This is a genomic window from Catenulispora pinisilvae (assembly GCF_015356865.1).
Classification (GTDB): domain Bacteria; phylum Actinomycetota; class Actinomycetes; order Streptomycetales; family Catenulisporaceae; genus Catenulispora; species Catenulispora pinisilvae.
Window position 1 is genome coordinate 16236 of record NZ_JAAFZA010000088.1, and the last position, 22127, is coordinate 38362.

Here is a 22127-nt window from a genome sequence, read left to right on the forward strand (position 1 = left end):
TCATCGGCTGAAATGGTGACAGCCGCCCGGGAACTGGGAGGTCTCCCGGGCGGCCGCCTGTGCCTTGTCTATCAGGTTCGCCGGTCTGGCGCCACGGTGCCGTGGTCGCCGATCGCCGGCGGCGGTGGTGCGGCGACCCCGTTCACGCCCTCCCCGCCCGGTTCGCGGCGTTCGTCCCCGCACCGGTTCGTCAGCCGGACGGCCAGCACCAGATTCGCCAAGCCCAGCACGGCAACCAGAGTCGTCAGTACCGATGAAAGGGACATACGCACTCCTTGCCGAGCACCGCAGCCGTGAGACCGACGCCTAAGGGTGATCAAGCGGATGCTAGCAAAGGCCACAGGGGGTCGGTAAGAGCCCGATTGCGCAGACAGGGCGGCACACGCCCCGAAGTGTCGCAGGGTGCTCATACCGACACCGAGCGGCATCGTTTCCCCGACCCCGGGCCTCCCCCGCGTCCGAATCTGACAGAACCCCGTCATTGCGGCCATCCCCACATCGGGTGAGGATGGGGCCATGGCTGAAGCACGACGGGTGGTGATCGCGGTCTTCCCCGACGTCGACCTCCTCGACGTCACGGGCCCCGCGGAGGTGTTCGCGCTCGCGAACCGCGAGTGCGGACGCGCCGCCTACCGGGTGGAGCTCGCGGGACGGGAGGCTGCTGGCGCGGTCACCACCTCGGCGGGCGTGCGGTTGCTGACCGACGTGGCGTTCGGGGAGGTGGCGTTCGGGGAGGTCGGCGGCTCGATCGACACGCTGATCGTCCCCGGCGCCGTGGACATCGGCGACTCGGGCCCGGTCGCGCGGGTCGATCAGGACGTGGTGGCGTGGGTGGCCGCGGTGGCGCCGTCGGCACGGCGGGTGGCGTCGGTGTGCGTCGGAGCGCACGTACTGGCCGCAGCGGGCCTCCTGGACGGCAAGACGGCCACAACGCACTGGTCGACTGCCGCGCAGCTGGCCGCCGACCACCCGGCAGTCCGCGTGGACCCGGACCCGATCTTCGTGCGCTCCGGAAAAGTGTGGACCGGCGCGGGGATCAGCGCCTGCATGGACCTCGCGCTGGCCCTGGTCGCCGAGGACCTGGGCGAGGAGCTGGCACTGGCGGTAGCGCGCCAGCTGGTCGTGTATCTGAAGCGGCAGGGCGGCCAGAGCCAGTTCTCGGTACCGCTCAGTTCGCCGCCGACTACCCGGCGCGACATCGACGAGCTGCGCGCGTACATCACGGACCACCTGGGCGACGACCTGTCGGCGGCAGCGCTGGCGGCACGGATGTGCTTGAGCGAGCGGCACTTCGCGCGCGTCTTCCGACAGGAGACGGGGACGACGCCGGGGACGTACGTCGAGGCCGCACGGGTGGAGGCAGCGCGACGGCTGCTGGAGAGCACCGACCAGCCGCTGGAGGAGGTCGCGGCGGGGAGCGGGCTGGGGTCGGTGGAGACGCTGCATCGCGCGCTGCGGAAGCAGATTGGGACGACGCCGGCGGCTTATCGGCGACGGTTTCGGATCGCCGGCTGATTCTTCGGTTCTCTGACTCGGCGTCGGCTGTCTGGCCGGCGCTTCGGTTCAACCTATCTATTCGAGGAAGAATTATGTCTGCATCTCATACACTTCGCTCTGTTATCGGCCTCGATGATTCCTTGCCGAGCCTCGGCGATGCCACGCTAGTGATGATCGATTTCCAGAACACGTATCGCGCTGGCGTCATGGCGCTGGAGGGCGCCGATGCCGCTCTTGCTGCCGGCGCGCTGCTGCTCTCAGCCGCACGAGCCGCGGGTTCCAGGATCGTGCACGTCATCAACGACGGCGGCGAGGGCACGCCCTACGACATCCGCGCCGAGATCGGGTCGATCAGTCCGGAGGTGGCACCCATCGCGGGAGAGCCGGTGATCGTGAAGACGTTCCCGAACTCCTTCCACGACACCGAGTTGGAGAAGACTCTGCGCGGCCTGGACGCAGGCACGGAGCTGGTCCTGGCCGGCTTCATGACGCACATGTGCGTGACGTTCACCGCACAGGGAGCCTTCAATCTCGGCTACCGCCCGACGGTCGTCGCCGACGCCACCGCCACGCGCACACTCGCCGCGCCGGACGGCACGCCGCTACCCGCCGCCACGCTTCAGGCCGCTGCGCTGACTACCATCGGCGACCTGTTCGGGGTGGTGGCTCCGAGCGTGGACGCTTTGGTCAGGGGCTGATCGGCAAGCTGGCGCGACGCTGCCGCGGGATCGGTTTCGGCCTGGTCCCGCGGTCGATCAGGTGCTGATAGAGGTTGAGGTAGGCCTCGACCATGGCGTCGTCCGTCAGATGCGAAACCGATGCCCGACAGGCTTGCGGCGACCATCGGTGTGCGTCGCGCGCGGCGTCGATCAAATCAGTCCACTGATCGGCAACGATGCCGGTGACCCCGTGCTGTACGAGTTCCGGCGCCGCGCCACGGTTGAGGGTGAGCACGGGGACTCCACAGGCGAGTGCTTCGACGTACACAAGGCCGAAGGGCTCATCCCAGCGAATCGGATGGAGCAGAGCGGCCGCGCCTTGGAGCCAGGCCAGTTTCGCTTCACCGGACTGTTCGTCGAGCCAGGTGACGTGCTCATCGCCCAGCAGCGGCTCCACCTCCCGCGCGAAGCCCTCCGGATCGGCGCGGTCGGCACTTCCGATCACGACGATCCGACGCCCGACCGCCCGCGCTATGCGGATGGCGAGATCAGTTCCCTTACGCGTTCCCAGGGCGGCGATATGCAGCAGGTAGCCGAACCGGTCGTCGCCCGGGCGGTAGAAGCTCTGATCGATCCCGTTGGGTATGGCGCCGGTCCAGTTGACGTCCGGCGCCGAGCGCATCTGCGCGTTGCTCAGGGCGACGTAGGGATGGCCTGTGGCGACTTCGCGTGCCCAGCGCATGGGGTCGCGGGTGGGGTCGTAGTGCGCCGTGGTGACGGCCGGAACGTCGAGCGCGGCGAAGTCCACGGCCCCGAGGCGCGTGTGGTCGTGGACGATGTCGAATGTGCCGACGTCGGATATGAACCGCGCGGCGACCTGTGTGTGGCGCATCTCAGCAGCCTGCGGATGCAGCCTCCCGACCGGCGCATAGGTCGGCACCTGCACGAGTAGCCGCTCAGTCGGTGAGTCGGTGAGTCGGTGAGTCGGTGAGTCGGTGAGTCGGTGAGTCGGTGAGTCGGTGAGTCGGTCGTTGAATGACTCGGGGTGTGCGAACACAGTGACCCGAACACCCCGCCGCAGCAACCCCTGAACCAGGGACGCGAAGACCCGCTCCACTCCCCCGTATCCGGGCGGCGGGCACGGCAAATGCGGTGGCGCCACCAACGCTACCCGCACCCACGCCCCCAGACCGTCGCGACCTGGGATCTTCCCCGGCCGTACGCGGACATTAGCAACAGGTGGGACGTCTTGTCACCGAACGGATCCGGCGCCTGTCAACACTGGAGTGCGCCTTTCATCGCTGGCGCCGTGCCTCTCACCGCTGAAGCGCGTCCGCAACGATCTCCTCCGCACGCTCCGACGCTGCCCGCGCACCGTCCACATCGCCCTTGACCCGCAACACTTCCGCCAGCCCCCGGTACGCCTCGGCCACCAGCAAGTGCTCCTCGCCGTGCGACTCCTCCGAAAGCGCCACCGCCTCACGCGCCACGCTCTCGCCCTCCGCGACCCGCCCCAGATCCGCGAGCACCGGCCCCTTCCGCACCAGCGGCATCGTCAGATAGGCGCGGCCGTCGGATCCCAGATCCGAGAAGATGCCGATGGAGTCCTCGACGTCCGCCAGCGCCTCGTCCAACGCACCAGTCGCACGCCGCGCGTCCGAGCGGCGGGCCTTCGCGCCGGCGATGTTCGGCAGGTTGCGGTCCGTAGCCCCCTCGCGAGCGGTGACCACATGGTCGAGCATGACCAACGCCTCATCAGCACGCCCGAGCCGGACGAGCACCGTCCCCAGTGACTCCTCAGCCTTGAGAGACATCTCCTGGCTGTCCGATCCCGTGGCCAACGTGAAGAGCTCCAGCGAGTGCTCAAGCGCAACGCGGGCCTCGTCGTAACGCTGCACATCAGCCAGCGCCATACCCAACTGCCGCAACGCGCCACCGGTGCTCGGGTGGCCGACCCCGTACTCGCGCGCCATCGCCTCGACCACCGCCTTCGTGTCGCGCAGCGCCGTACCGACGCGGCCCGACCGCCTGGCGAGGTTGGCCAGCTCAAGACAGACCTCTGACGCCTGCCCGACCAAGCCCGCCGACGGAAGCACCGCGGTCAGCACCTCGTGGCCCTCGTCAAAGCGCCCGGTCTCGCGCAGCACCTGCGCCAGCGCCAGGGCAGCCGCACAGCGGTCGGCGTGCTCAGTCGCCAGCGACAAAGCGGTGCGGGCCTCATCCTCGGCAGCAGTCATATCAGCACCGATGTTGAACAGGACGCGGGATAGACCGGCGTGGGCTCGGCTTTCGCCCGAGGAGTCGTTCACCGCTTGATATCCGATAGCTGCTTGACGAAAGAGGTCGGCCGCCCGGTCCAAGTAGTCGCGATGGTGGTAGTAGCGGGCGACCGCAACCAGCAGACCAGCCCGCGCAGCCGGTTCCACGCCAAACTGTGCCGCTGACTCAGCAGCCTGAGTCGCATGCGGTGCCAGGCTGTCGAACAGTGCCCATTCGGTGGTATCCGTGGGATCGCGAGGGAACTCGGCGGCGAGCATCCGCACGGCTGTGGCGCAGGTCGCGGAATCCGACAGCGCACGGACAGCCGCACGCACGCCGTCGTGGACGCCGATCTGATCGTGCTCGCCGCTGATAAGGCTGTACTCGGTGAGGATCCGGAAGGCCTCGTCCCAAGAAGCGGCGTCGGCCAAGGCAGCGGCGAGTGGTCCGTCGCCGGCGGCTTCACGTGCCTGGCGGCGGATCAAGTCGCCGGGGATGTCAGCGCTGCCGAACCAGCAGAACAGGGCCAGGAGGCCGAAGGCGCCCGGGTGGGCCTTGCGGAAGTCGTCATAGTCGATGGCTGGGGTCGCCGCAGATGTGAGTGGCGCGCTCGCCAAGGCCGCTGCGCCCGCTGTACCCGCTGCGCCCGCTGCACCGCCTGGAGCCGCCACGCTCGCCGGGGTAGCCGCCGGGTCCCGCTCGGGCAAGTTCTCGGCGTCCAGCGCCAGCGAAGCAAGGTAGGCCCGCGGACTCCGCTGCTCCGCACGCATCACCGAAGCGGCCTGCAACATATCCAGCGGACGGCCGCCGAAGGCTTTGGCGATCGCGGCAGTCTCCGTGGCGAAGGCCTCGCTGTCTATGCCGAAGTCCTGGAACAGACGCACGGATTCCTTCAACGGCAGCGGCCCCACCGCGGTCACGACATCGGCATAGCCCTGCCAGTCCGTACCCTGCGTGGTCACGATGACGTCGCCACCGCCCGAGCGGGGGAGGAACGCCTGGACCGCGTCGCGGTCGGGGACGTTGTCATAGACGAGCAGCCAGCGGCCGGTCGCCGCCAGCGCCGGCCACAGAGCGTCGCGCAGATCGTCCCAGGCGATGGACTCGTCCAACCCCAGATGCCGAGCGAGCCGGCTGAAGGCCAGGCCCAGCGCTTCATCGTGGCCGGCATCGAGCAGCCAGATGAAGTCGTAGCGCCCGAACTCCCGTTCGGCGCACGCGTACGCGCCTCGCGACTTGCCGAATCCAGAGGGGCCGTAGATGACGAAGGTGCGAGCGCGGACGGGTGAGGACGCCTGCTTCGAGAAGGATGCGAAGTCTGCGAGCAACTCCTTGCGGTCCACGAACACCGCCGAGGGCGCCGGCATGTTGACCACGCGCCGCGCGCCGGTTCCCACAGCCGCGTCGTGTGACGCCGGCTTGCCCCCGAACAGCACCGTAATCTGGGCACCCGTGGCCACCAGAGCCGCGGTGCTGGCGGCGACCCAAGCCCACCGGCCGTGGCTGCTGACCGCGGCGGTGCCAGCCGTCCCGATCACCGTCAGCACGCTGGCGGTCAAGCCGATCTTCCGGTCCCGCGACACCACGACAAGTCCCCCTCATCAGCCCTTTGATGTCCGGACAGCCTAAAGCACGCGCACGGATAGTGGCGAGATCGACGCGCGCCGCGACATCAGGCGCGCAGGGCCGTCCGCACCGGGCCGTTGAAGGGTGCCAGCGACCACACCTCGTCCGGTACGCGCAGCCGATCGTCCTGTGCGTAGAGTGCCCGCACCTCGTCGAAGGCGACGTTGTCGCTTGTGATCCGCGCCGCCTGGTCATAGGTATCGCGTTGCGGTTCGGACACTTCGCGGTAGTCGTCGATGCCTGTTCCCCAGATATCCCACAGCAGCATCTCGGTCTTGTTCAGCGATGCGAGGTCGAGGCGGACGCTCTGGGCGACGAACCATTCGCCGGCCATCGGGTCTTCGGGGTGCCAGTGGCCGAAGATCTGGGGGTCGGCGGTGCCGGTGCGGATGGCCTGCCATGCGGCTCCGGCCACGTGGAAACGGTCGCGGGGGATGTTCATGGGATCGAAGTCGATGGCGTGGCCGGCGGCGAGTCTGGGATCGGCCATTTGGGGATCGGCCAGGCGCCAGCCGTGATGGGGGTTCCAGTACTCGGTGACCACGTGGTCTTCGTTGCGCTGGGGGTCGAAGTAATCGGCGAAGCCGCAGCGTATGCGGGCTGGGATGCCCGCGTGGCGGAGGAAAGAGCAGTGGAGCAGGGCGAAGTCGCGGCAGACGCCGACGAAGCGATTTCCAACGTTGCGGTGTTGGGGCAGCGGTGAGGCGTCGCGTTCGAGGAGCAGGTGCAGGATTGAATCGACGTAGCGTGTCTCGGCGTCGTCGTGGAGGCGGTCGGTGGCAATTGTGTGGCTGAAGAGGTCGCCCTCCAGGCGGTGAATTAGCAGATTGCGAGCGATGGCGGCGAGTTGGGCTGGATCGTCGGGTAAATCGGCGTATTTAACGGCGTACCGTCCGGGATCGGAGAACGCGCTTTGCGTGCTGTAGTAAGCGGCGGCGGACGGGTCAAGATGCGCGGGCATGGCATGGCCTTCCTGGGAATATGGCCGGTCTGGCCGAGAGCAGGCCAACAGTGCCAAAATTCGGCCGAATTTGTCCAGGAAATGCGCGGGCGCAATAGCGCGCGACCAGATGTCGCATGGCCAAATGGCGCACAGTCCAATGGCGCACGGCCGCGCCACGCCGACCAAACCCGGCGTGACGCGGCCCAACCTCACATCAGGACTCGACCTCAGTACCGATAGTGCTCGGCCTTATAAGGCCCCTCAATCGGTACGCTCAGGTACTCCGCCTGCTCCTCCGACAACTCCGTCAGCTCCGCCCCGAGCGCGTCCAGATGCAGCCGTGCCACCTTCTCGTCGAGCTGCTTCGGCAGCCGGTACACCTCGTCCGAGTAGTGCTCCTGGCGCGTGAACAGCTCGATCTGCGCCAGCACCTGGTTCGAGAACGACGCCGACATCACGAAGCTCGGGTGCCCGGTGGCGTTGCCGAGGTTGAACAGGCGCCCCTCGGACAGGATCAGGACCGCGTGGCCGTCCGGGAACGTCCACTGGTGGACCTGCGGCTTGATCTCCGTCTTGGTGACGCCGGGGTGCGCGGCCAGGCCGGTCATGTCGATCTCGGTGTCGAAGTGGCCGACGTTGCCGACGATCGCGTTGTGCCGCATGCGCGCCAGGTGCTCCAGCCGGATCGCGCCGGTGCCCGCCGTGGCCGTGACGAAGATGTGCGCGGTCGCCACGACCTGCTCCAGCCGCGCCACCTGGAACCCGTCCATCGCCGCCTGCAGGGCGTTGATGGGGTCGATCTCCGTCACCACGACGCGAGCGCCCTGCCCGCGCAGTGCCTCGGAGGCGCCCTTGCCGACGTCGCCGTAGCCGCAGACGACCGCGGTCTTGCCGCCGAGCATGACGTCGGTGGCGCGGTTGAGGCCGTCCGCCATCGAGTGGCGGATGCCGTACTTGTTGTCGAACTTCGACTTGGTGACCGAGTCGTTGACGTTGATCGCCGGGAACAGGAGCCGTCCCTCGCGGGCCAGCTTGTACAGGCGCGCGGCGCCGTTCGTGGTCTCCTCGGAGACGCCGCGGATGCCGGCGGCGATGCGGGTGAAACGGTGGTCGTCCTCGGCGATGCTTTCGGCCAGCAGGGCCAGGACGAGGCGGTGTTCCTCGTGGTCGCCGGGCTCGGGTTCCGGAACACTGCCCGCGGTCTCGTATTCGGCGCCGAGGTGGACCAGGAGGGTGGCGTCACCGCCATCATCCACCAGGAGGTCCGGGCCACGGCCATCACCGAAGTCGAAGAGTTGGCGGGTGCACCACCAGTACTCTTCGAGCGATTCGCCCTTCCAGGCGAACACCGCGGTGCCGGTGGGCTTCTCCGGGGTGCCCTCCGACCCGACGACGACCGCGGCCGCCGCCTCGTTCTGGGTGGAGAAGATGTTGCAGGACACCCAGCGGACCTCGGCGCCGAGCGCTACGAGGGTCTCGATGAGGACCGCGGTCTGCACGGTCATGTGCAGAGAGCCGGCGATCCGGGCGCCGCGCAGCGGCTGCGCCTCGGCGTACTCGGCGCGCAGGGCCATCAGGCCGGGCATCTCGTGCTCGGCCAGCCGGATCTGGTGGCGGCCGGCCCCGGCCAGGTCGAGATCGGCGACCGCGAAGCGCAGGCCGTTGATCTCTTGCAGGTGGTTCTTCATGCTCGCTTTCCCGTCTTCGCATGAGGTGGTGGAACCCGTGGAAGCACGAAGTGCGCCTCCACGAGGGAGGCGCCCTTGGGAAAGTCGTCGGGACCGAGCGTGGCGGATCAGCGATCCGTTGCAGCGCCTCTCAGCTCCGGCGGCGCCGGTGACGGCACACGATCAATGTAGCGCGCGCCGGATCGGGATGCCCGTAGGCCCCGCAGGAGCTCGTAGATCCCGCAGGAGCTCGTAGGTCCCGGAGAATGCTTGTAGGTCCCGCCAGATGCTTGCAAGTCCCGCCGGACGGTCACAGGTCGCGGGTGAAGACCACGCGCGCCTGGCCGGGGCCGGCATAGTCGTCGAAGGTCTCGGCCCGGAAGCCGATCGTGGTGTGGAAGGCGAAGCTGCCCGTGTTCGTGACGGCGGTGATCGCCTTCAAGCTGGTGGCGCCCTGCCCGGCGGCCAGGCGGGCGAACTCGGCGTGCAGCCGGCGGCCGAGGCCGGTGCCGCGGGCGTCGTCGCGGGTGGCGATGAAGTGGATGTAGCCGACGTGGTCGTGGTTCACCCAGCCCATCAGGTAGCCGCGGATGCCGTCCGGGGAGTCGGCGACGACGCAGGTCTGGCCGAACTCGTGGACCAACGGGTAGTGGTGACCCTGGCGCATGTCGCGTTCGCCCCAGTAGCGCGGCATGTCGGCGATGATCTGATTCAGGTCGACGACGGTCATCAGACGCATGTTCTCGGTCATGGGCCGATGGTGGCAGATCCCGGGACCGGCGGGGCGAGCGCCGGTCCCGGGTTTGTGGCGGGTTGTGCTGGCCCTGCGGGTTGCGCTGGTCCTACGAGTTGCGCCGACCCTCCGGGTTGTCCTGGTCGAGGCACCGGAGGCTGCCGAAGTGCCGGTCAACGACCGCGTTTCACGTCCCTGTCGAGGACGCCAACGCCACCGCGCCGCCGGTCGCCAGCAGTATGGCGAGGACCGTGATCACGAGGACTACACGGCCGGCTATCAGGGTTCTCAGCGACGTGTCATGGTTTCCGTTTCCAGATGCGGGCAGGCGCCAGCGAGGAGCAGCGGCCACGGCGGGTGTCCTTCCTAAGTCCGACTAGGGCGAGAGGTGGCGGAGCCGGGTGACGCTGTAATGAGGACTGAAGCGCTCTAGTTCTTCAGTGGCCCGTGCTCGAATCTAAAACCTGGCGGGCCTGAGGTCCAGAGGATCGAAGCCGAGCCTCAGCATTCAGTTCATCGACGCTCACGCTCCGCACGCACACCAGTTCTCTACCTTCGCGGCATGGACACCGTCTCTGTGCGTGATCAAATCTGGCCGACCGGCGCGGCCTGGGCCGATGGCGAGCTCACGATCGCCGGGCTCGGCGTGCGCGCGCTCGCCGCCGAATTCGGGTCTCCGCTCTACCTGCTCGACGCGGCCGATTTCCGGACCCGCTGCTCAGCGTGGCTGGCCGCCTTCCCCGACGGGGACGTGCACTACGGCGGGAAAGCGTTCCTGGCGCCGGCTGTCGTGGGGTGGTTGGCGGAGCTCGGGCTGTGCCTCGACGTGTGCAGCGGCGGGGAGTTGGCGGTGGCCCGGGTCGGCGGGATGCCGCCGGAACGCGTGGTGTTCCACGGCAACAACAAGTCGGTCGCGGAGATCCGGCAGGCGGTGAAGTGGGGTGTCGGGTGCATCGTGCTCGATTCGCGGCACGAGGTGGACCGGGTGGCACGCGCGGCCGAGCAGACCGGCACGCGGCAGCAGGTCATGATCCGGGTGAAGCCCGGAGTCGACGCCGACACCCACGCGTCCTGGGCCACCGGCGGCGAGCGCAGCAAGTTCGGGCTCTCCATCGCCTCCGGCGAAGCGGCGGAGGCGATACGCCGGGTCCTGGCCGAACCAAGCCTCGAACTCGTCGGCCTGCACTCGCACATCGGCTCGCAGATCTTCGACCTCGACTCGTTCGGCGAGGCCGCGCGCCGGATCGTCAGCTTCCTGCGTGACGTCGAGCGCGAGCAGCGCACCGTCATCGGCAAGCTGGATCTGGGCGGCGGCCTCGGCGTCCGCTACCTGCCCGGCGACAAAAGAGCGCCGACTCCGGCGGAACTCGCCGACGTCCTGCACACCGTGGTGCCCGACGACATCCGCCTCGCGGTCGAGCCCGGCCGGTCCATCGTCGCGCCGACCACGGTCGCGGTCTACGAGGTCGGCACGGTCAAGGACCGCTTCGTCGCGGTGGACGGCGGCATGAGCGACAACCCGCGGCCCGCTATGTACGGTGCGGCTTATACTGCGGTCCTCGCCTCCCGCCGCAGCGCCGCCCCGACCGAGTCGATGGCCGTCGTCGGAAAGCATTGCGAGACCGGCGACATCCTCGTCGAGGACGTCGATCTGCCCGCGGATCTGACGCCCGGCGACCTGATCGCGATCCCCTGCTCGGGTGCCTATCAGCGTTCTGCGGCGAGCAACTACAACCTGGTGCCGAGACCGCCGGTGGTCGCGGTGAACGAGAACGCGGCGCACGTCATTGTGCGCCGCGAGACTGAAGAGGACCTGCTGCGCCTCTACCCCTGACCGCTCTGCGAGTCGGCGGTGGGCTCAGCGGTGGGCTCGGCGAGCACCTGGTCCAGGAAGGTGAGGGTCCCGGCGTCGGCGTCGAGCCGGGCCCGCACACCCACCGGATACGTCTGCATCTCGCAGTTGTGCCCGATGTTCACCCCGGCCAGGACCGGGACGCCGAGGTCTGAGAAGCGCTCGTTCAGCAACGCCTCGATGTGCTCGGGATCGCCGCACTCGCTGAACGTTCCGAGGATGATCCCGCGCACGCCACCCAGGTAGCCCTCGGCCCGACGGAACTGCGTGAACACCCGGTCCATGCGGAACGGCAGCTCGTCGACGTCCTCCAGGAACAGAATCGCGTCCCGTGCCGGATACGACGTGTCGGTCCCGAAGTTGGCCGCGATCAGCGTGGCGGTCCCGCCGATCGTCAGTCCCTCGGCGACGCCGGAGACCATGGCCCGCGAGCCCGGGAACGTGAGCTGCTTGACCGATGACGGCGTGAATAGGAGCTTCATCAGCTCCCTGAAGTCATACTCATCAGGACCCTGCCAAAACCCGCCGCACGCCACCATCGGCCCGAACAGCGAGACCCAGCCGAGCTTGACGGCCACCGCCTCCAGGACCGCGGTGACGTCGGAGTACCCGACGACCACCTTCGGCCGGGCGGCGTCGATCCTGTTCCAGTCCATCAGTTCCAGCGTGCGCTGCGAGCCGTAGCCGCCACAGGCGAGGAACACCCCGGCGTACTTCGGATCGGACAGGGCCCGCGTCAGATCGGCGGCGCGCTCGGCGTCGGTACCGGCCAGGTACTCGTACACGCTGCCGGTGTCGCGAGCCGTGCCGAACACCTCCGGCTTGAGCCCGACGGACGCCATGGCACGCAGGCCCGACTCAAGGTGCTCCTGGCTCAGTACGGGCGAGGAGGCGCAGAGTACTGCGACGGTGTCCCCGGGCTTCAGGCCGGGCGGACGGAGCAAAGTCATGCCCCCGCACCCCTCGGGTCGGTCAGCAGATACGTGGCGAGCACACCGGCGCCGAAGGTCAGGCTGTCGGTGAGTACGTGCTCGTCGACGCCGTGGACGTACTCCCAAGCGTCGAAGCCCTCGGGCGTCCGGCCGGGGACGAAGCCGAAACCGGGGATGCCGATCTTCGCGAACGCCTTGGCGTCCGTGCCGCCGGTCATGCAGAACGGCAGCACGATCGCCTCCGGGTCGAAGGCCCGCAGCGCGGCGGCCATCGCGGCGAAGTCCGGGGCGGTGAAGTCGGCGCTGACCGGGCTGCCCTGGTCACCGGTGCGAGTGGCGTCCGGGCCGAGCAGTTCGTCGACGGTGGCGAAGAACTCGGCCTCGGTGCCCGGCAGCAGCCGGCCGTCCAGGGCCACGCTGGCCTCGGACGGGATCACGTTGTGCTTGTAGCCGGCGCGCAGCATCGTCGGGTTGACCGAGTTGCGCAGCGTGTCGGCCAGCAGCGGGGCCGCGGCGCCCAGACCGGACAGGTCCTGTGGGGAGATCTCCCGGCCGAAGTGTTCGGACAGGCCGTCCAGCAGAGCCCTGACGATCGGCACCACCCGCACCGGCCACTCGTAGTCGGCGAACCGGGTGACCAGCGCGGCCAGCTTGGCGATCGCGTTGTCGTCGTTGCGGCGCGAACCGTGCCCGGCGGTGCCGCGGACCGTGACGGTCATCCACGCGCTGCCGCGCTCCCCCGCCGCGACCGGGTAAAGCCGCGCGCCGTCGGACAGGTGCACCGAATGGCCGCCGGACTCGCTGATCGCGGTGTCCACGCCCTCGAACAGGTCGCGGTGCTCGCGGCACAGGAAGCCCGCGCCGAAGTCGCCGGTGTCCTCCTCGTCGGCGACGAACGCCATGACGATGTCGCGCGGCGGCCGTTGCCCGGTGCGCGAAAGGTGGTGCACGAACGCGAGCATCATCGCGTCCATGTCCTTCATGTCCAGCGCGCCCCGGCCCCAGACCGCGCCGTCGCGGACCTCGCCGGAGAACGGGTAGGACTGCCAGTCGGCGGGTTCGGCCGGGACGACGTCGAGGTGGCCGTGCACCAGCAGGGCCGGTGCGCTCGGGTCGGTGCCGGGGATGCGGACCACGGTGTTGGCCCGGCGCGGCGCCGACTCCAGGACCACCGGGCTGAAGCCGGCGTCGGTGATCTGCTCGGCGACCCACTCGGCGCAGGCCCGCTCGCCGCGGCTCTCACCGGCGCCGAAGTTGCTGGTGTCGAAGCGGATCAGCCGGGAGCAGGCGGCGATGGCGTCGGCGGCGAGCTTCTCGACGTCGGCGTCGCCGGGGCGGGGCGCGACGGGCTCGGCCGGTCCGGTGGCGGTGTCAGGAATCTCAGTCATGTCAGGCTCCGAGGACACTCGCGTACAGGTCCAGCTCGGCTTGCAGGCAGACGGTCATCGTCTCGTCCTTCCGGAAGCCGTGGCCCTCGCCGGGGAACCGGTGGTAGGCCCGGACCAACCCGGGGTTGACCGCCTCCACCGCCTTGACCAGCCGGTCGGCCTGATCGGGCCGGCAGATCACGTCGTCCAGGCCCTGGAGCATGATGAACGGCGCGGTGATCTCGGCGGCGTGGGCCAGCGGCGAGACCCGGGCGAAGCGCTCGGTGTCCTGGTCCGGATCGCCGACCAGGTAGTGGATGTAGCGGCTCTCGAAGTCGTGGGTCTGCTCGTCGTACCAGCTCGCCGGGTCGCTGATCGGGAAGTAGACGGTGCCGCACGCGAAGTGGTCGCTGTGCGCGAGCGCGGCCAGCGTGGTCCAGCCGCCGGCCGAGCCGCCCCGGATGCCGGTGCGTGCCGGGTCGGCCAGCCCGGCGGCGGCCAGGGCCCGGGCCACGGCGACCGAGTCTTCGACGTCGGTGCGGCCCCAGGTGTGCCGGAGGCGGTCGCGGTAGGCGCGGCCGTAGCCGGTGGAGCCGCCGTAGTCGACGGTCGCGACCGCGTAGCCCCGCGAGGTGAACAGCGCGAAGTTGAGGTAGCGGGTGGCGACGGTGCCGCTGGTCGGGCCGCCGTGGACGTCGATCAGCAGCGGCGGCGGAACCTCGGAAGGGCCCTGATATTCCGGGTTGGTCGGCGGATAGTAGATATAAGGGACCTGCCATCCTCCTTCGACCTCGACGTGGCGGCGTTCGGGGCGGGAGACCCAGGCTTCGTGCGGGTACTCGGTGCGCTCGACGCAGCGGGTGAGCCGGCGGCTGGCGACGTCGATGCGCAGCGGGGTCGAGGGCTCGGTGGGGCTCGCGGCGACGGCGACGATCGCGGTGCCGGTCCCGGAGACGGAGTTCGCGAACTCGGTCCAGTCCGGCGCGAGATCGGTGGTCTGGCCGGTCTCGGGGTCCCAGCGGATCAGCGTCTCGGCGCCGAGGCTGCGGCGCAGGACCACGCCGGCGTCGGTGACCGCGAAGGAGGTGGAGCCGACGCGCCAGATCGGGTGGCCGCACTCGGACTCGGTCGGGAAGACGTTGGTGGCGGCCGTCTCGTCGCCGGCCAGGTCGACGCGGAACAGGTTCCACCAGCCGTCCGGATCGGCCAGGGCGTACAGGCTGTCCGCGTCGGCCCACTCGGCCTGCGCGACCGCGACCTGTGTACCGACACCGCCTTCGTCGCCGCCCAGGACTCGGGCCTGCGCGACCGCGACGCCGTCGACGATCGAGGCGACCATCAGATCGGTGGTCTCCCAGGGCATCGCCGGGTGGTTCCAGCCGAGCCAGGCCAGGCGGGTGCGGTCGGGACTCAGGCGGATCGTGGACAGGAAGTGGTGGGAGCGGGCCACGACGCGTAGTGCGGTCGGGTCGTCGGCCGCGGCGCCGGAGAGCGGGATGGCGACGACGTCGCGTTTGGTGCGCGGGGCGGGGTCGGTCAGCTCCTCGGTGAGCTCGGTGACCTCGCGGATCGCCCAGATCTCGGTGCCGGACGGGCCCAGGATCGGGTCGGAGTAGTTGGTGCGGGTGACGCCTTCGGGGTCGGCGGGGGTCAGGGGTGTCGGCTCGGGCGCCGAGTCGGGCGAGTCGGGCGAGTCGGCAGACGGTTCGGCGGCGGCTGTTGTGTCGGGGGGCGTCGCGTCGGCGGGCATGTCAGTGATCAGATACAGCCGCTGGTCGCTGGACCGGGAGAAGACCGCGAACTCCGGCGTGGCGAGGTAGGGACGGCCGCCGTAACCGAGGGCCTTGTTGCCGACCGGCCAGCCCGGGCCCAGCACCGGACGCACGACGCCGTCCGTACCGCGCCACATGAGACCCACGGTCGCCGTCGCCGGATCCGGCGCACACCACCAGGTCTGCTCGCCGACGACCGAAGGCCACTGCGGCGCGCCGGGGATGGCGGCGACGTCCTCGGCGGTGATCGGCGACGGCCAGGTGCCATACGGTTTCTCGGCCTTGGTCACAGGGTCTCCTCATCGCGGTCGTGGTCAGGGTCAGGGTCGTCGTGGTAGTCGCGGTCGGGGTCACCGCCGGGGCCGTGGCCGGGCGAGTCGGCCGGCTCGCGGGCCCGGTGGTGATCGATTAGCCTGGCTGAGGCGTCAGCCTGGCCGCCGACGGCCGAACTGCAAGGTGATTGTCGGGTATTGGTGTGTGAGCCGCGAGGTTTTCGAGGCTCGCGCCCGGTCGGCCCGCCAGGACCCACGCTGGATCCGAAGCCGCCCCGCGATCGAGCCGCCAGCGAGGAATCCCTGATGCCCGAGCACCATGTCCGCCGAATCCGCCGCGACCGCGCCGTGCACGCCGCGGTGGCCCAGGGCCTGCTCGATCCGCTGACGACACCGGTGGCGGCGTTCGTCGACCTGGCCGGGATCGCGCAGACCGCGGCCGAACTGCTGGCAGCCTGGCCGCGCGAGGTGGACGTGCTGCACGCGTTCGCCGCCAAGGCCAACCCGATGGTGCCGGTCCTGGCACTGCTACTCCGGAACGGCCTCGGCTGCGAGGTCAGCAGCCCCGGGGAACTGGCGCAGGCCCGCGCGGCCGGCTTCCCGGCGTCCCGGATCGTGCTGGACTCCCCGGCCAAGACCCAGGCCGAACTGGCCGGCGCGCTGCGCGACGGCATCGCGCTGAACATCGACAACTTCGAGGAACTGGAGCGGGTGGACCGGCTGGTCGCCGACGGCGCCGCGGCCGTGAAGGTCGGGGTGCGGATCAACCCGCAGATCGGGATCGGCTCGATCGAGGCCATGTCGACGGCCGGGCGGACGACGAAGTTCGGAATCGCGATGGCCGACCCCGGGAACCGGGAGCGGCTGCTCGCGGCGTACGCGGCCCGGCCGTGGCTGCGCTGGGTCCACGTGCACGTCGGCTCGCAGGGCATCCCCCTGGAGCTGAACACCGCCGGGGTCGCGGAGGCGGTGCGGTTCGCGCTGGAGGTGAACGCGCGGCGGGCCGGGCAGATCGAGGGCATCGATATCGGTGGCGGGTTGCCGGTCGACTTCAGCGGGGACGAGGACAGTCCCACCTTCGCCGATCACGTGGCGGTGTTGCGGGAGGCCGCGCCGGAGTTGTTCGGCGGGGAGCTGAAAGTGGTCACCGAGTACGGGCGGTCGGTGATGGCGAAGAACGGGTTCATCGCCTCGCGAGTGGAGTACACGAAGACCACGGGCGGGCGCGCTATTGCGTTGACGCACGCAGGGGCGCAGGTGGCGGCGCGTACTGTGTTCGCCCCCGAGTCCTGGCCGCTGCGCGTGCTGGCGTATGACCGGCACGGGTTGACGAGTACCGCGGAGTTGGAGGTGCAGGACGTCGCGGGGCCGTGTTGCTTCGCGGGAGACCTGATGGCGCGGGAGCGGAAGTTACCGCTGCTGGCGACGGAGGACATCGTGGTGGTGCCGGACACCGGTGCGTACTACTTCTCCTCGCCGTTCCAGTACAACAGCCTGCCGATGCCGCCGGTGTTCGGGTTCGAGGTGTCGGAGGGCGACGTGGTGCGGTTCCACGTGCTGCGGGCCGCGGAGAGCATCGATGAGGTGGTGGCGCGCAGCGGTGTGCTGCCGGCGAGTCTGCGGTGAGTGGTCTGTCGCTGGTGTTGCGTGGGGGGTTGGTGGCTGACGGGACCGGGGCTCCTTTGGTGCGGCGGGATGTGGGGGTGGTTGATGGCGTGGCTGGAGGGCGGGTCAGACTTCTGGCAGCGGGAGGTGATGCTTCCGCCACCGAGGTTGTAGACGTTTCGGGGTTGGTGGTCGCGCCGGGGTTCATCGACGTGCACACGCACTCCGATACCGCCGCTATAAACGGCGCGGAGGGGCGGCTTGATACGGCTCAGGTGTTCGCCTCGGTGGTGCAGGGGGTGACGACCGAGATCGCCGGGAACTGCGGGCACAGCGTCTTTCCCGGGCGGTATTCAGGGTTGGCTGCGTTAAGTCGGGCTCATACGGCGAGTGCTATAGGGCGGGTTAACCATCTCGCGTCTCTTGTAGGGCACGGCACTGTGCGCGCCGCCGTAGCCGGGCTATCGGCGCGCGCCGCGAGTGCTTCGGAGATCACTCGGATGGCGGCAGTGGTGGATGAGGCTCTGGCGGGCGGGGCAGTGGGCTTCTCTACAGGGCTCATCTATACGCCGGGCTCCTATGCGGACACTGCGGAGGTCACTGCGTTGGCGCGGGTGGCCGCGCGCCATGGGAAGCCTTATGTCACGCATCTGCGCGATGAGATGGCCGGGGTGGAAGGGGCTCTGGAGGAGGCGATCGCTATTGCGCGGAACAGTGGTGCGGCGCTACATGTGTCGCATCACAAGACCGCCGGGAAGTTCGCGTGGGGACGGACCGAGGTGACGTTGGCGCGGTTGGCGGGGCTTCGGGACGCGGGGATGGATGTGACGTGCGACGTCTATCCGTACACGGCCGGCAGTACAGCGTTGGGCGCGATGCTGCCGCCCTGGGCTCATGACGGCGGTCCGGCGCGGCTGCTGGAGCGGCTGCGCGACGCCGGGCAGCGCGATCTGCTGCGCAAGGCGATCGCCGAGGGCGTGCCCGGCTGGGAGAACACGGTCGGGAACGGCGGCTGGGACCGGATCGTGGTCGCCGGGGCGCCACGGCACGCCGGGTATCAGGGACGGACGATCGCCGACCTCGCCGGGTCGGCCGGCGTGGACGCGCTCGACCTGGTCGCGGAACTGCTGCTGGACGAGGACGGCGACGTGACGATCATCAGCCACTCGATGCGTGAGGACGACGTACGGCGCGTGCTGGCGGCCCCGTTCGCGATGGTCGGCTCGGACGGCGTGCCGAAGCCGGGGCTGCCGCATCCGAGGTGGGCGGGCAGCTTCGCGCGGGTGCTGGGACACTACGCGCGGGAGGTAGGACTGTTCGGGCTGCCGGAGGCGGTGCGCAAGATGACGGGGGCGCCGGCCGCACGCTTCGGGCTGCCGGACCGTGGAGTGCTGCGCGACGGGGCACACGCGGATCTGGTGGTGTTCGACGCGGCGCGGATCTCGGATCGCGCCACGTTCGCGGAGCCGCTGCTGCCGCCGACAGGCGTGCGGCTGGTGGTGGTCGGCGGCTCGGTGGTGGTGCGGGACGGGGTGGTCACGAAGGCTCGGCCGGGGCGGGTGTTGGCTTGTTGAGCGGCGCTGACTTCCCCGACGTCCAAGACCTCCCCGACGTCCGGGGCCTCCCCGGAACCCTCGCGTTCTGCGTCCCCGGCGCCGGCGAGCACCGCGCGGACGATGTACTGCCGTTGGCCAGCGTCGGAAAGCTCCTGCTGCTCGCCTCGGTGGCGCAGGATTTCGTGACCGGCGCGCTGGATCCCGACGAGCGCCTGGCCCTCCTTGACCAGGACTACAGCGCGGGTTCGGGCCTGCTGCTCAAGCTCTCGGCGCGCGAGTGGACGCTGCTCGACTTGGCGCGGCTCACGGCCGCGGTCAGCGACAACACAGCGACCAACGCCTTGTTGCGTCGGGTCGGGTTGGAGCGGGTGTCGGCGGGTGCTGCGGCGCTCGGGTCGGTGCACACGCGGATCTTGGACTTCATCCGGGAGCCCCGGTTGCCGGAGCACCCGCCGACGTTCGCGGTGGGGACGGCGCGCGAGTTGGCGGCGCTCGTCGGCAGCATGGCCGGCGAGCGCACGTGGGGGGCGTTGGTGGTGGAGTGGATGGCCGGTTGCCTGGATCGGAGCATGGTGCCCGCCGCGATTCCGCACGATCCCGAGGACTCGAGCGTGCGCGAGGTACCCCTCGCCGGCTTGTGGGTAGCCAACAAGACCGGTACGGATGTGGGGACGCGATGCGATGTCGGGGTGGTGCGCGGCGCCCGGCAGGTCTGCTACGCCGTGCTGACGCGCTGCGACCCCGGGCACGAGTTCGAGATGGTACGGGGTATGCGCGAGATCGGGGCCGTGGTGGGGCGGATCGCTACCCGCGGGTGAACTGGACCGCCGTGATGGAGTCGCCGTAACGGTGACCGTCGTCGTGCGCGCAGGGGATCGTGCTGTCCGGGTTCGGGACAAGCGGCAGCGCGCCGGTGAACCAGATGAGGACGAGCTGCGTCTTGACCGGCTTGGCGGGGGTGAGCACCGTGGTCGATCCGACATCGGTGGCGCTCGCGACCTTGGTGAACCCCGCGGGCGGCTGGCCGGGGCGGATGACGGGCGCCCCCCCTACGCTGGAATCGTCGGCCGTCCACATCTCCAGGTTGGCGCCCGGGGTCCCGACGTTCACCGTCACGCTGCCGATCGACGTCGCGCCGCCGAGGTCGAAGACCACGCCGGTGCCCTTAGCCATGCCGGCGCGGGTCGCGTACTGCCCGCAATACTGGTCGGTCGTCCAGGCGCCGGTCGCAGACAACAACTTGTTGACCGTGCCCTTACCCTCCTCGCCGTTGTCGGAGTCGTAGACGGATACCCCCACCGGCGCGACGCGGTTCGACGTCGACGATGTCGACGGCGCCGTCGGGGCCTGGGACACCGGCGTGGACGTGGTGTGGGTAGTGGCCGAACCCTTGCCCGCACCGCCGCCCCCGCCATGCATCGTCACCGCCGCGGCGGCCAGCGCGACCGAAAGCACCCCCGCCACCACCCCGCCCTCCGACAGCCGGTGCCGTCGCTGCGCGCGCCGCAGCCGTGTCGGGTCCACCCGCACCGGGCCGATGTGCGCAGTGGCCTGGGTCATCACGGCGTGCAGTCGTTCCTCGGCACGCCCGAACTCGCCGTCTCCCGCCTCCGGCTTTCCCGGAAAGCCCTCGCTCATCGCTCACTCCTCGCTTCCGCGGTCATCAGTTCTCGAAGACGTTCCAGACCGCGCGCGGCCTGGGACTTGACGTTCCCCGTGCTGCACCGCAGCAGGTCGGCCACCTCCTGCACGCTCAGCTCCTCCCAGTAGCGGAGCACGACGATGGTGCGCATCCCGTGCGGCAGCTCGTCGAGCGCCCGCAGCAGGCTGTCGCGCAGCGTGACGCCGTCCGCGTGGTCGGCGGCGCGGCCCGCGGGGGCGGCGACCAGGGCCGAGGCGTCCGGGCCGAGCGGCAGGGTCACCGTCGGCAGCCGTTTGGCCGAGCGCCACACAGTGTGTGCGTCGTTGACGATGATCCGCCGGACGTATGCCTCCGGCGCGTCCATCCGGCGCACCCGCGACCAGCGCGGGAAGGCCTTCTCCAGCGCCGATTGGACCAGGTCCTCGGCCGCCTCGTTGTTGCCCACCAGGAGGTAGGCGGTGCGCATTAAGGACTGCGAGCGGACGGCGACGAATTCCTCGAAGCCCCGCAGCCGTTCATTGTCGTGGCCCACCCTGGTCCCGCTCCCCTCGTCTGGCCGGTGTCACTGTCTCAAGTGCGGGACGGGGCCATCGGTTGCACGCGGCGCGGAAACGCACCGAAGATGATCAGTGTCCGGCAGGCGATCGGGGCTCGACAGACGATCAGTGTCCGGCAGGCGGTTAGTGCCCGGCAGGCGGTTAGTGCCCGGCAGGCGATCAGTGTTCCAGCCGGCGATCAGTGCCCGGCGCGCAGGTTCGCCGCCGTGGAAGCAAGATAGGCCAGGAACGAAGCCAGCACCGGATTCGGATTGGTCGGCCGCGAAGCGACCCCGATCTTCCGATACAGCCGCGGCCCGGAGATCCGCGTGGTCTCCACGCCGCTGGTGTCGCTGATCCCCAGGCTCGGTATCAGCGCGATGCCGAGCCCGGCCCGCACCAGACCGGTGATGACCTCGTAGTGGTCGCTGCGGCAGCGGATGTTGGGGACGAATCCCTCCAGCGCACAGGCCCGCTCCAGCACCGACAGCACCGGGGAGCCGGTTCCGAAACTGGTGATCCACTGCTCGCCGGCGAGCTCGTCCAGCCGGACTTGGCCGCGGCGTCCAGCGGGGTGGCCGGTCGGCACCACCAGCAGCTGCGGGTCGTTGAACAGCTCGCGGACCTCGACGCCCTCCGGCGGCGCCCAGGGGTCCAGGGCGTGTTCGAACATCACCAGGACGTCGATCTCACCCTGCTGGACAGCCGGCGCCAGCTCATGCGGCTGCCCCTCGACCAAGTCCAGCTCCACCGCCGGGTAGCGGTGTGCGAAACGGGACAGGGCCTGCGGGACCAGGCGGCGGCCGGCCGAGGCGAAGTAGCCGATGCACAGGTGCCCGGTATCGGCGCGGGAGTGCGCCATCAGGTCCTTCTCGGCGGCGTCGAGCAGGGCCAGGATCTCCTGGCCGCGCAGCGAGAGGCGACGGCCGGCGGCGGTGAGGCGCAGACTCTGGGCGCCGCGCTCGACCAGGCTGAGGCCCGCTTCCTTCTCCAGCTGCGACAGCTGGTGCGACACCGCCGATGGAGACAGTTTCAGCTCGCGTGCCGCCCCCGCGATGGATCCGGACCGGTGGATTTCGGCCAGGATGCGGAGGCGGTGCGTATTGAGCATGCGGGCAGGCTATCCCTTACCCGCGCGTTGCCGCTTCCGCTGGTTTGGGAACGGCGGCGGGGCTGTCAGCAGGGCGGCAGGGGGCGGCGGCGCGGTAG

General features: G+C 69.8%; 19 protein-coding genes. 7 read left to right on the top strand and 12 right to left on the bottom strand.

Features of this window, described 5'->3' with window-relative positions; translation table 11 throughout:
* Positions 1–71: 71 nt before the first annotated feature.
* Entirely contained in the window at positions 72–266 is a 195-nt protein-coding gene (locus IZR01_RS23545; protein WP_194925115.1) for a hypothetical protein, read from the bottom strand.
* Between the two features lie 250 nt (positions 267–516).
* On the opposite strand from IZR01_RS23545, the gene IZR01_RS23550 reads away from it, so the two are divergent.
* Positions 517–1515 (top strand): GlxA family transcriptional regulator, encoded by a 999-nt coding sequence (locus IZR01_RS23550; RefSeq protein WP_194925116.1) that lies wholly within the window; start codon positions 517–519, stop codon positions 1513–1515.
* A 74-nt stretch (positions 1516–1589) separates the two neighbouring features.
* Complete coding sequence (locus IZR01_RS23555; protein WP_194925117.1) at positions 1590–2195, top strand: isochorismatase family protein; 606 nt, start codon at positions 1590–1592, stop codon at positions 2193–2195.
* Here the strand turns inward: IZR01_RS23555 and IZR01_RS23560 are convergent.
* Both IZR01_RS23560 and IZR01_RS53420 read right to left on the bottom strand, forming a co-directional pair.
* Positions 2185–3333: a glycosyltransferase gene (locus IZR01_RS23560; RefSeq protein ID WP_323747077.1), complete on the bottom strand. Its 1149-nt coding sequence runs from the start codon at positions 3331–3333 to the stop codon at positions 2185–2187. The genes IZR01_RS23555 and IZR01_RS23560 overlap by 11 nt on opposite strands.
* 139 nt (positions 3334–3472) lie before the next feature.
* On the bottom strand, positions 3473–5875 hold the full coding sequence (locus tag IZR01_RS53420; protein WP_194925119.1) for a tetratricopeptide repeat protein: 2403 nt from the start codon (positions 5873–5875) through the stop codon (positions 3473–3475).
* Between IZR01_RS53420 and IZR01_RS23570 the strand changes: the two genes are divergently transcribed.
* Positions 5868–6044 (top strand): hypothetical protein, encoded by a 177-nt coding sequence (locus tag IZR01_RS23570; protein WP_194897769.1) that lies wholly within the window; start codon positions 5868–5870, stop codon positions 6042–6044. The two genes, IZR01_RS53420 and IZR01_RS23570, sit on opposite strands and share 8 nt — an antisense overlap.
* Before the next feature lie 43 nt (positions 6045–6087).
* Here the strand turns inward: IZR01_RS23570 and IZR01_RS23575 are convergent, their stop codons facing one another.
* The 3 genes from IZR01_RS23575 to IZR01_RS23585 form a co-directional block, all read right to left on the bottom strand.
* Positions 6088–7002, bottom strand: a complete 915-nt coding sequence (locus IZR01_RS23575; protein ID WP_194897768.1) for a transglutaminase-like domain-containing protein — start codon at positions 7000–7002, stop codon at positions 6088–6090.
* A 209-nt stretch (positions 7003–7211) separates the two neighbouring features.
* Positions 7212–8672, bottom strand: a complete 1461-nt coding sequence (gene ahcY, locus IZR01_RS23580; RefSeq protein WP_194925120.1) for an adenosylhomocysteinase — start codon at positions 8670–8672, stop codon at positions 7212–7214.
* 289 nt (positions 8673–8961) lie between these two features.
* The gene (locus IZR01_RS23585) at positions 8962–9402 is read right to left on the bottom strand and encodes a GNAT family N-acetyltransferase (RefSeq protein WP_194925121.1); all 441 of its coding nucleotides are present in this window, start codon (positions 9400–9402) and stop codon (positions 8962–8964) included.
* A gap of 544 nt (positions 9403–9946) precedes the next feature.
* Between IZR01_RS23585 and lysA the strand changes: the two genes are divergently transcribed.
* Entirely contained in the window at positions 9947–11218 is a 1272-nt protein-coding gene (gene lysA, locus IZR01_RS23590) for a diaminopimelate decarboxylase (RefSeq protein ID WP_194925122.1), read from the top strand.
* Here lysA and IZR01_RS23595 read toward each other — a convergent pair.
* From IZR01_RS23595 to IZR01_RS53425, 3 genes are read right to left on the bottom strand one after another with little or no spacing between them, the layout of a single operon-like run.
* The gene (locus tag IZR01_RS23595) at positions 11209–12186 is read right to left on the bottom strand and encodes a S66 peptidase family protein (protein WP_194925123.1); all 978 of its coding nucleotides are present in this window, start codon (positions 12184–12186) and stop codon (positions 11209–11211) included. The genes lysA and IZR01_RS23595 overlap by 10 nt on opposite strands.
* Positions 12183–13556 carry a M20/M25/M40 family metallo-hydrolase gene (locus tag IZR01_RS23600; protein ID WP_228560073.1) on the bottom strand — a complete coding sequence of 458 codons (1374 nt, stop codon included), beginning with the start codon at positions 13554–13556 and terminating at the stop codon, positions 12183–12185. Before IZR01_RS23600 ends, IZR01_RS23595 begins: the two co-directional genes overlap by 4 nt.
* A 1-nt stretch (position 13557) precedes the next feature.
* Positions 13558–15597: a prolyl oligopeptidase family serine peptidase gene (locus IZR01_RS53425; RefSeq protein WP_194925124.1), complete on the bottom strand. Its 2040-nt coding sequence runs from the start codon at positions 15595–15597 to the stop codon at positions 13558–13560.
* 288 nt (positions 15598–15885) lie between these two features.
* On the opposite strand from IZR01_RS53425, the gene IZR01_RS23610 reads away from it, so the two are divergent.
* The 3 genes from IZR01_RS23610 (at position 15886) to IZR01_RS23620 (ending at position 19558) form a co-directional block, all read left to right on the top strand.
* On the top strand, positions 15886–17205 hold the full coding sequence (locus IZR01_RS23610) for a type III PLP-dependent enzyme domain-containing protein (protein WP_194925125.1): 1320 nt from the start codon (positions 15886–15888) through the stop codon (positions 17203–17205).
* A gap of 89 nt (positions 17206–17294) precedes the next feature.
* Positions 17295–18758: an N-acyl-D-amino-acid deacylase family protein gene (locus IZR01_RS23615; protein ID WP_323747078.1), complete on the top strand. Its 1464-nt coding sequence runs from the start codon at positions 17295–17297 to the stop codon at positions 18756–18758.
* Positions 18755–19558 carry a serine hydrolase gene (locus IZR01_RS23620; RefSeq protein WP_228560075.1) on the top strand — a complete coding sequence of 268 codons (804 nt, stop codon included), beginning with the start codon at positions 18755–18757 and terminating at the stop codon, positions 19556–19558. The genes IZR01_RS23615 and IZR01_RS23620 overlap by 4 nt, the downstream gene beginning before the upstream one ends.
* Here the strand turns inward: IZR01_RS23620 and IZR01_RS23625 are convergent.
* The 3 genes from IZR01_RS23625 to IZR01_RS23635 form a co-directional block, all read right to left on the bottom strand.
* Entirely contained in the window at positions 19545–20378 is an 834-nt protein-coding gene (locus tag IZR01_RS23625) for a hypothetical protein (protein WP_194925128.1), read from the bottom strand. The two genes, IZR01_RS23620 and IZR01_RS23625, sit on opposite strands and share 14 nt — an antisense overlap.
* Positions 20375–20914 carry a SigE family RNA polymerase sigma factor gene (locus IZR01_RS23630; RefSeq protein ID WP_323746785.1) on the bottom strand — a complete coding sequence of 180 codons (540 nt, stop codon included), beginning with the start codon at positions 20912–20914 and terminating at the stop codon, positions 20375–20377. The genes IZR01_RS23625 and IZR01_RS23630 overlap by 4 nt, the downstream gene beginning before the upstream one ends.
* Before the next feature lie 203 nt (positions 20915–21117).
* Positions 21118–22029 carry a LysR family transcriptional regulator gene (locus tag IZR01_RS23635; RefSeq protein ID WP_194899988.1) on the bottom strand — a complete coding sequence of 304 codons (912 nt, stop codon included), beginning with the start codon at positions 22027–22029 and terminating at the stop codon, positions 21118–21120.
* Between the last annotated feature and the right edge of the window lie 98 nt (positions 22030–22127).